This window comes from Sphingomonas sp. FW306-1B-B10E (assembly GCF_058782005.1).
Genome location: NZ_JBYSXG010000092.1, coordinates 1 through 8,551, shown reverse-complemented (window position 1 = coordinate 8,551; position 8,551 = coordinate 1). Strand labels below are relative to the sequence as shown.

General features: G+C 66.3%; 8 protein-coding genes. 1 reads left to right on the top strand and 7 read right to left on the bottom strand.

The genetic code is table 11. The annotated features are described in order from the left end of the window. Window positions 1-38 precede the first annotated feature (38 nt). The 5 genes from AC3WJI_RS21165 to folE all read right to left on the bottom strand — a co-directional run bounded on the left by AC3WJI_RS21165 (window position 39) and on the right by folE (window position 4,010). Complete coding sequence (locus AC3WJI_RS21165; RefSeq protein ID WP_492759287.1) at window positions 39-1,025, bottom strand: SDR family oxidoreductase; 987 nt, start codon at window positions 1,023-1,025, stop codon at window positions 39-41. A 67-nt stretch (window positions 1,026-1,092) separates the two neighbouring features. After that, complete coding sequence (locus AC3WJI_RS21160) at window positions 1,093-2,217, bottom strand: zinc-binding dehydrogenase (protein WP_492759286.1); 1,125 nt, start codon at window positions 2,215-2,217, stop codon at window positions 1,093-1,095. A gap of 15 nt (window positions 2,218-2,232) precedes the next feature. Continuing rightward, window positions 2,233-2,583 carry a dihydroneopterin aldolase gene (locus tag AC3WJI_RS21155; RefSeq protein WP_492759285.1) on the bottom strand — a complete coding sequence of 117 codons (351 nt, stop codon included), beginning with the start codon at window positions 2,581-2,583 and terminating at the stop codon, window positions 2,233-2,235. Beyond that, on the bottom strand, window positions 2,576-3,340 hold the full coding sequence (locus AC3WJI_RS21150; protein WP_492759284.1) for an SDR family oxidoreductase: 765 nt from the start codon (window positions 3,338-3,340) through the stop codon (window positions 2,576-2,578). Before AC3WJI_RS21150 ends, AC3WJI_RS21155 begins: the two co-directional genes overlap by 8 nt. 49 nt (window positions 3,341-3,389) lie before the next feature. Then, on the bottom strand, window positions 3,390-4,010 hold the full coding sequence (gene folE / locus AC3WJI_RS21145) for a GTP cyclohydrolase I FolE (protein WP_492759283.1): 621 nt from the start codon (window positions 4,008-4,010) through the stop codon (window positions 3,390-3,392). Between the two features lie 227 nt (window positions 4,011-4,237). On the opposite strand from folE, the gene AC3WJI_RS21140 reads away from it, so the two are divergent. Further along, window positions 4,238-6,928, top strand: a complete 2,691-nt coding sequence (locus AC3WJI_RS21140) for a TonB-dependent receptor (protein ID WP_492759282.1) — start codon at window positions 4,238-4,240, stop codon at window positions 6,926-6,928. A 115-nt stretch (window positions 6,929-7,043) separates the two neighbouring features. On the opposite strand, the gene AC3WJI_RS21135 is transcribed toward AC3WJI_RS21140, so the two are convergent. Continuing rightward, window positions 7,044-7,646, bottom strand: coding sequence for a TMEM175 family protein (locus tag AC3WJI_RS21135; protein WP_492759281.1), 603 nt, complete (start codon window positions 7,644-7,646; stop codon window positions 7,044-7,046). 94 nt (window positions 7,647-7,740) lie between these two features. Further along, window positions 7,741-8,382: a YceI family protein gene (locus tag AC3WJI_RS21130; RefSeq protein ID WP_492759280.1), complete on the bottom strand. Its 642-nt coding sequence runs from the start codon at window positions 8,380-8,382 to the stop codon at window positions 7,741-7,743. Window positions 8,383-8,551 lie beyond the last annotated feature (169 nt).

Genomic DNA, 8,551 nt, shown 5'->3' with positions numbered 1-8,551 from the left:
CCCCCAACCCCTCCCCTGAAGGGGAGGGGCTTTTAAGATCACGGATTGCCCTTGCCGCCATTGCCGCCGATCGCGCCGCCGGTGGTGAAGCTCGATCCGTCGGAGGCGAGCAGGACGTAATGGCCGGCGAGCTCGGCAGGCTGGCCGGCGCGGCCGAGCGGGGTGTCCTGGCCGAACTCGCCGAGCTTGCCCGGCAGCTGGCCGCCGGCGACCTGGAGCGGGGTCCAGAACGGGCCCGGCGCGACCATGTTGACGCGGATGCCCTTCTTGGCGAGCTGCTTGGCGAGGCCCTTGGTGAAGATCAGGATCGCGCCCTTGGTCGAGGCGTAATCGAGCAGCTCCTCGCCGGGATCGTAGCTGTTGACCGAGCCGGTGTTGATGATGACCGCGCCGGGCTTGAGGTGCGGAATGGCCGCCTTGCTGATCCGGAACATCGCGAAATAATTGGTCTCGAAGGTGCGGACCATCTGCTCGTCGCTGATCTCGGAGATGTCCGCCTTGCTCTGCTGGTAGGCGGCATTGTTGACGAGAATGTCGAGCCCGCCGAGCTGGCGGACGGCGTCGGCGACGAGCTTCTCGCAATTGGCGCGGCTGCGGATGTCGGCGGGGAGCGCGACCGCCTTGCGCCCCGCCTTGCGGATCAGGTCGATGACTTCGCGCGCATCGGGCTCCTCGTCGGGATGGTAATTGATCGCGACGTCGGCACCTTCGCGGGCATAGGCGATCGCGGCGGCGCGGCCGATGCCGCTGTCGCCGCCGGTGAGCAACGCCTTGCGGCCGCTGAGCTTGCCCGAGCCCTGGTAGCTCGTCTCGCCGCAATCGGGGCGCGGGTTCATCTTGGACTGGAGGCCGGGCCAGGGCTGGCGCTGCTCGGGGAAGGGCTGGTTGGTGTATTTGGTGCGCGGGTCGGCGAGCGGGGCGGGGCCGCTGCTTGCCGCCGACTGCGCCATCGCCGGCGCCGCGGTGGCGGCGAGGCCGATGGCAGCGCCGCCGAGTACGCCGCGCCGTGAAGGACCGTCACCCATGAAGTATCTCCCGAAGAGGTGGGGCGGGAACGGGCGGCGAAGGATGAAGTTTCGTATTCTCCGTGATTTAGCGGGTCGGGTCGATAAGATATTTCTCGCCGGTCGCCTTCTTCGCATACGCCGTCACCACTGCCGGATCGAGCGCCTCGGCGAGGCCGATCGTCGCGGTGTATTTGCTCGCGAAGGTGGTGGTCAGCTCCGCGGCGACGCGAGCGCGCAGGCGCAGATTGCCTTCCATGCCGAGCTTGATGAGGAAGGGCGTGAGCAGGAAGCCGCTGACGCCCCAGGCGAAACCGTAGCCGCGATCGAGCTCGGTCGGGCCGGTATCGAGCGCGCCGTAGATATAGACCTGTTTGAAGGTCGACGAGCCGTAGCGGCTATATTCGGTGGCGGTACGGTTCGCTGCGGCCTCCATCGCGTGGAGGATCGTATTGGCGAGCTTGCCGCCGCCGATCGCGTCGAAGGCGAGGGTGGCGCCGGTCTCGGCGATCGCATCGGTGAGCTTCTCGCGAAAGTCGGGGGCGGTGCTGTCGACGATGTATTTGGCGCCGATATCGCGGAGGATCGCCGCCTGGGCGTCGCTACGGACGATATTCACGAGCGGCACGCCGTCTGCGACGCAGATGCGGTTGAGCATCTGGCCGAGGTTGGACGCGGCGGCGGTGTGGACGAGTGCCTTGTGGCCCTCGCTCCGCAGCGTCTCCACAAAGGCGAGCGCGGTCAGCGGATTGACGAACATCGAGGCTCCGTCGGCGGCGCTGGCGCCTTCGGGGAGCGGGATGCAGTCGCGCGCGGCGATCTTGCGATATTGCGTGAACATCGCGCCGCCGATCATCCCGACGCGCTTGCCAAGCAGTGCGGAGACATTCTCGCCGGCCTGGACCACCGTGCCGGCACCTTCGTTGCCGACCGGCATCGATTGGCCGAGCCGCGGCTTCATCGCGCCCATTCGAGCCTCGGGAATCCGCGCCTGGAGGGTGGGACGGTTGGACGTCCCGCCTGCCTCCATCGTGGCGAGGTCGGCCGGGCCGAGCAGCAGAAACAGATCGGATGGGTTGATCGGCGCGGCCTCGACCTGGACGATCAGCTCGTCGGGGCCGGGGGCGGGCAAGGTGACGGGATCGAGGGAGAGCGTGAGTTTGCCCTCGCTCGATATGGTCGAGCGGAGTTCGAGGCCGGTCAGGTCAGTCATGGCGCTCTCCAATGGTCAGTCGCGGGTCCGGACGATCTCGCAGCCGATCTGCGCGTCCGGATAGATATCGGGCTTGGTCGAGCGAACGCGAACCTCGCGGACGCGCGGATCGTGCAGCGCCAGCGCGGCGACCTCGTCGCACAGCACCTCCTGCAGTGCGAAATGGCGTGACGTGGCGAGCGCGTGGATCTCGCGGCGCAGGAAGTCGTAATCGACCACCGCGTCGATCCGGTCCTCGGGCGGGGTGTCGTAGCGGCAGGTCATCGCGACGCTCAGCACCACGCGCTGCGGCGCCTGCTCGTGCGCGTGGATGCCGAGGCCCATCATGACTTCGAGGTCGTCGAGGCGGATCGTATAATCAGGCAAGCGGACGTTCCCGGCCCTCGAACATCACGTCGCCGTCGCGCGGCAGGAAGCGCTGGCCGCAATCGACGAAGACATTCTGCCCGGTGATGCTGCGCGCAGTGAGCAGATGCTCGACCGTCGCGGCGATGTCGTCGAGCGCGACCGGCTGCTGGAGCAGATTCTGGCGAGCATGCTCGGCGAACTCGTCGGCGGTCTGGTCGAGGCTGGGGAGGGTGAGCCCCGGCGAGACGGCATTGACCCGGATGCGCGGGGCGAGGGCGCGCGCGAGCATCTCGGTCGCGGTGGCGAGCGCGGCCTTGCTGCAGGTGTAGGTGAAGAAATCGGGGTTGAGGTTGGCGACCTTCTGGTCGAGCAGATTGACCACCGCGCCGTGTTCGAGATCGATCTGTTCGGCGAGTGCCGAGGCCAAGGCGACCGGGGCGCCGAGATTTACGCGCATATGCTGGTCGAGCAATGCGTAGTCGGCGAGGGGGAGGGCGTCGAAGGCGAAGATAGAGGCGTTGTTGACGAGGCCGTCGACGGGGCCGCCAAGGCCCTCGCGTGCCGCCGCGATCAAGGCGGGGGCGGTGGCGGCGTCGGCGAGTTCGCCGGAGACGATGCAGGCTTGGCCGCCGGCTGCGGCGATTGCGCTGCGCAGGCTTTCGGCATCGTCGGGCGCGTGGTGGTGGTGAATGGCGACGGCATGGCCGCGCAGCGCGAGCCGGCGCGCGATGCCGGCGCCGATGCGCTTCGCGCCACCGGTGACGAGAATGCGCATCTAATTCCTCCCCCTCCGGGGGAGGATCGAGATAGGGCACGTGTCACCCTCAATACCCCATCAGCTTGAGCACTTCCTGGCGGCTGCGCTCGTCCTCGCGGAAGACGCCGAGCATGCGGCTGGTGACCATGCCGACGCCGGGGGTGCGCACGCCGCGGGCGGTCATGCAGCCGTGCTGCGCCTCGATCACCACCGCGACGCCCTGCGGCTGGAGCCGCTCCCAGATGCAGTCGGCGACCTGCGCGGTCAGCCGCTCCTGGACCTGGAGGCGGCGCGCGAAGCCGTGAAGGACGCGGGCGAGCTTGGAGATGCCGACGACGCGGTCTTTGGGCAGATAGGCGATCGACGCCTTGCCGGTGATCGGCGCCATGTGATGCTCGCAATGCGACTGGAACGGGATGCCGGTGAGCAGGACGATATTGTCATAGCCGCCGACCTCCTCGAACACGCGGTCGAGATGGTGCGCGGGGTCCTCGTTATAGCCCTCGCAATATTCCTTCCAGGCGCGCGCGACGCGCAGCGGCGTGTCGATCAGCCCCTCGCGGTCGGGATCGTCGCCCGACCAGCGGATCAGCGTGCGGATCGCTTCAGCGACATGGTCCGGCACGGCGATCTTGGCGGGGCCGGCGACGAGATCGCCGTCTTCCGCAGGATCGTGCTTTTCCGCCATTCGTCGGTCCTTCCTCGCCTTAACCCAGTTTACGCTACGGCAAGCGGGGTTTGGCCGCTTCGCCGCTGTTGCGCATCCGTACCACTCCGTCAAAAACGGCTGGAATCCGCGGAGTTCCGCGTCGCATTCCGTTGACGGCTTCGAAAATGCAGCGTTAGTTGCACGCGTAATAAAAGCAACGCCGACGCCGGATATCGGGGGGCGAACAGGAGAGGGGCACTCATCCTATGAAGAAACTCGACTTGCTCGCGGCGACCGCGCTCGGCCTGCTGCTGGCCACGCCGGCCTTTGCGCAGGATACCGCCAACCAGGCGGCGTCGCCGACCGTCGACGAGAGCCAGACCGACGAATATCAGAGCGCCAACGACATCGTCGTGACCGCGACGCGGCGCAACGAGACCGTCCAGGACGTGCCGATCGCGATCACCGCGATCGGGCCCGAGCTTCTCCAGAATGCCGGGGTCGACAATGTCCGCGACCTCGAGCAGCTCGCGCCGTCGCTGCAGAGCTCGACCGGGCAATCCTCGGCGACCGGCACCACCATCTATCTGCGCGGCATCACCACCGGCGGCGACAATCCCGGCTTCGAGCCCGCGGTCGGCGTGTTCATCGACGGGGTGTTTCGCGCCCGCGCCGGCGTCGCGATCTCCGAGCTTCCCGAGCTCGAACGCGTCGAAGTGCTGCGCGGGCCGCAGGGGACCCTGTTCGGCCGCAACACTTCGGCGGGCGCGCTCAGCATCTATACCGCGCTGCCGCAGTTCGAGACGCACGGCTATGTCGAGGGCATGGTCGGCAATTACGATGCCTATGGCATCAAGGGCGCGATCACCGGACCGGTGAGCGAGCAGCTCGCGCTGCGCGTCGACGGCGGCTATCGCAAGCGCGACGGCTATATCCGCGACGCCAATAGCGACCGTTCGATCAACGATGTCGACCGCTGGAACGTCCGCGCCCAGGCGCTGCTCGACACCGGCGACATCACTTTCCGGCTGATCGGCGACTATTATCAGACCGACGAGCAATGCTGCGGCGCGGTCTCGGTGGTGCGCGGCGCGCTGGCGCCGGCGATCCAGAGCGTCGCTGCGGCGCAGGGACTGATCGGGCTTTACACCGGGCCGGGCAGCGACCGCATCCAGGCGATGTCGCCGAACCGCGACTATGCCGAGAAGATCAAGGATTGGGGCTTCTCGGGCGAGCTCAACTGGGATCTGGGCGGTGCCAAGCTGACCTCGATCACCGCCTATCGCGACTGGCGCGTGCTGCGGAACCAGGACATCGATTTCTCCGGGATCGATCGCGCCTATCGCAACGGCTACCGCAACGAGCTCAACGATTTCACTCAGGAGCTGCGGCTCCAGGGATCGGCGTTCGGCGGCAAGCTCGACTGGCTGATCGGCGGCTTCTACCTCAACGAAACCAACAAATTGCGCGACGTGGTGACCGTCGGCAACGATGCCAATCGCTATGTCGACACGGTATTCGCGGGGCAGCTGCGCGCGGGCTTCGGGACGCCGCTGCAATTCTACGGCTCGCTCGGGCCGACGGTGCCGACGCTCGGTGCGGCGCTGCTGAACCCGGCGGTGCCCAATACCTTGCCCGCGCTGACCCAGGCCTATGGCGCGCTGGCGCCTTTGGTCGGCTGCTTCCGCGCACAGGCGGGCACCGCGCCGGCCGCGGCCTGCGTGATCCCGAACTATCCGCGGACGCCGATTCCGGGCCTGGCGGCGCTCGCCGCGAGCCCGCTTCCGGGCGCATCGGCCGGGCAGGGCAACAGCCCCGACGATTTCCGCGTCAAGACCAACGCCTTCGCGCTGTTCACGCACAACATCATCAACGTGACCGACAACGTCTCGGTGACCTTGGGCGCGCGCTGGAACCACGAGACGAAGGACATGACGGCGTCGATCAACAACAATATCGGCAGCTGCACCTTCTTCAACCAGGTCCGCGCGGGCAATCCGGCGGCCACTGCGTACGCCAATGTGCTGCGCCAGGTGCCGGGCCTGTTCAACAATCTGTTCCTGCTGAGCTGCAACCCGGCGGTGAACACCGAATTCAACGGCAATTACCAAGACAGCTTCACCGACAACGAGATCACCGGCACCGCCAAGCTGGCGTTCAAGGTCTCGGACAAGCTGCTGATGTATGGCAGCTACGACCATGGCTATAAGTCGGGCGGGTACAATCTCGACCAGGCGACCTTTGATTCGGTGCTGCTCGGCGGCAACGGGCCGCAGGGTTCGGACCTGCAGTTCGGCGCCGAGACCAACGACGCGTTCGAAGTCGGCTTCAAGGCGAGCCCGAGCCGGGCTTTCTCGCTCAACGTCGCCGCGTTCTACATGAACTTCTACAACCTCCAGTCGCTCGTCTTCTCCGGCAACAATTTCGTCGTCCAGAATGTCGACAAGAGCGTCAGCAAGGGCGTCGAGATCGAGTCGACGATCCGGCCGACGCGCGACCTGACCTTCCAGCTCGGCTATAGCTATATCAGCGCGAAATATAGCGATTCCAACGACTTCACCGGAACGCCGCTGCAAGGCCAGGAAGGCCAGCAGTTCAACAACCAGCCCGAGCATACCGTGACGGTGGCGGCGACCTGGACGCCGAAGATCAGCAGCGGGATCAACGGCCTCGTCCATCTCGACATGCGCTACAACAGCGAAGTCACGATCCCGTCGAGCAACCCCAATCCGGTCACCGGGCGCACCGCGATCTACAACCAGGGCTATCCGCTGCTCAACGGCGCGATCGGGCTGCAATCGGCCGACGGCAAGTTCCGCGGCGAAGTGTTCGTCGAGAACCTCACCAACCAATTCTACTACATCACCGGCTTCGCGGTGCCCGAGCAGACCGGCAATTATGCGGGATATCCCGGCTATCCGCGCTTCTTCGGGGCGCGGGTGCGGGTCGGGTTCTGAGGTAGGGGCTGTTCCCCGGCGAAGGCCGGGGCCCAGTTGTGATGAAGCTCGAGAGGGCGGCATCCACCCGCCGCGTGCGCCGAGCCTGGGCCCCGGCCTTCGCCGGGGAACAGTGTCAACGCTCGAACAGGTGATCGAGCGCGCTGGCGGGCAGGCACCAGAACAAGGCGACCAGCGCCGCGCAGGCGAGGCCGAGCGCCGGCGAAACGAAGGTGAGCGCCAGCCCCGAAGCGTAGACCGCACTCGCGATCACGCCCTTGCGCAGCGCGAGCCGGTGATAGGCCTGCGCTTCGGCCGACTGGCTGCCGGTGCGGCGCACGCTGCGCTGGAGCCACATATAGGCGATCGACGGCAGCAGCATGATGCCCATGTAGACCAACGTCGCGTCGCGGCTGAAGATCTGCTCGCCCAGATAGGCGGTGCCGAACGGGACCAGCGACAGCGCGAAGATCAAGGTGATGTTCGACCAGAGCAGTCCGTTAGTCACGCGCGTGGCGTGGTGGAACAGCCGGTGGTGGTTGACCCAGTAGATCGAGACATAAGCGAAGCTCAGCGCATAGGCAGTGAAGATCGGCCAGAGGTGGAGGAGGGGCGCCCAGCCGGGCTGCTCGGGCGCGTGCATCTCGAGCACCATGATCGTCACGATGATCGCGATGACCCCGTCGGAATAGGCTTCGACGCGGCTAACCCCTGTGCGGCCTTCGGGTTGTTCGGTCATTGGATCCCCTTTCGGTGCGACTTTGGGCGGAGGGGGTAGCCGAAGTCAAAGCAGGAGAACGATGGGGGGCGGCCGGGAACCGCCCCCCGATTGCTCAGCTCTTGGTGAAGGCGGCGGCGATCTTGAGATGGACCTCGTCCGAGACCATCGGCACGATGAAGCCGAGCCCGAATTCGCTGCGCTTGATCACGGTCTTCGCCTCGAAGCCGAGATTTTCCTTGCCGCCCATTGCGGGTGCGCTCTTGCCGGCGCCGTAGAAAGCGACGTCGAGCGTAACCGGCCTAGTGACGCCGTTGAGCGTGAGATTGCCGGTGACCTTCGCCGTCTGGCCCGACGCGACCACCTTGGTCGAGACGAAGTGCGCGTCGGCGGGGCTGGGGCCGAAGAAATCGGGCTTGCCGCCGGCTTCCTTGCGGGCGCGCAGCAAATGCCCGGTCAGGCCGGCATTGGCGGTGACGACCTTCGACACGGGGATCGTGATGTCGACCTTGGCGGCGGCAAGGTTCTTGGGGTCGAGGTTCAGCGTGCCGCTGATGTCGCCGAACAGCCCGAAATAAGGCGTGAAGCCGAGATGATCGACCTGCCACTCGATCAGCGTGTGGTTGGGATCCGCGGCGTAGCTGCCCGCGGTGACGAGCGCGGGGTTCTTCGATCCGGGCGCCAGCATCGCCTGCTGGGCGACGAGCGGGGTGGTGATGGCGAGCGTGGCGGCAAGGGCAAGGAAGCGGACGCGCATGAGGTACTCCTGTTGGGGAGGCTCATTTCGTTGTCCTAACTATCCGGGTCAAAGCCTTGAGTAGAAACACATCGTTTCTCAATTGGCGGCGCGCCAGGGGGCCGAGGTGATCGCGGTCAATCCGGCGAACGAGGACTTCGCAGCGTCCAATTCGCGCAAACTGCCGCTC

What these genes read in the sequence shown, in the direction of transcription:
- AC3WJI_RS21130 (WP_492759280.1), bottom strand. Translation starts at nt 8,382, where the DNA reads ATGCGCGTCCGCTTCCTTGCCCTTGCCGCCACGCTCGCCATCACCACC.
- AC3WJI_RS21165 (WP_492759287.1), bottom strand. Translation starts at nt 1,025, where the DNA reads ATGGGTGACGGTCCTTCACGGCGCGGCGTACTCGGCGGCGCTGCCATC.
- AC3WJI_RS21135 (WP_492759281.1), bottom strand. Translation starts at nt 7,646, where the DNA reads ATGACCGAACAACCCGAAGGCCGCACAGGGGTTAGCCGCGTCGAAGCC.
- folE (WP_492759283.1), bottom strand. Translation starts at nt 4,010, where the DNA reads ATGGCGGAAAAGCACGATCCTGCGGAAGACGGCGATCTCGTCGCCGGC.
- AC3WJI_RS21160 (WP_492759286.1), bottom strand. Translation starts at nt 2,217, where the DNA reads ATGACTGACCTGACCGGCCTCGAACTCCGCTCGACCATATCGAGCGAG.
- AC3WJI_RS21140 (WP_492759282.1), top strand. Translation starts at nt 4,238, where the DNA reads ATGAAGAAACTCGACTTGCTCGCGGCGACCGCGCTCGGCCTGCTGCTG.
- AC3WJI_RS21150 (WP_492759284.1), bottom strand. Translation starts at nt 3,340, where the DNA reads ATGCGCATTCTCGTCACCGGTGGCGCGAAGCGCATCGGCGCCGGCATC.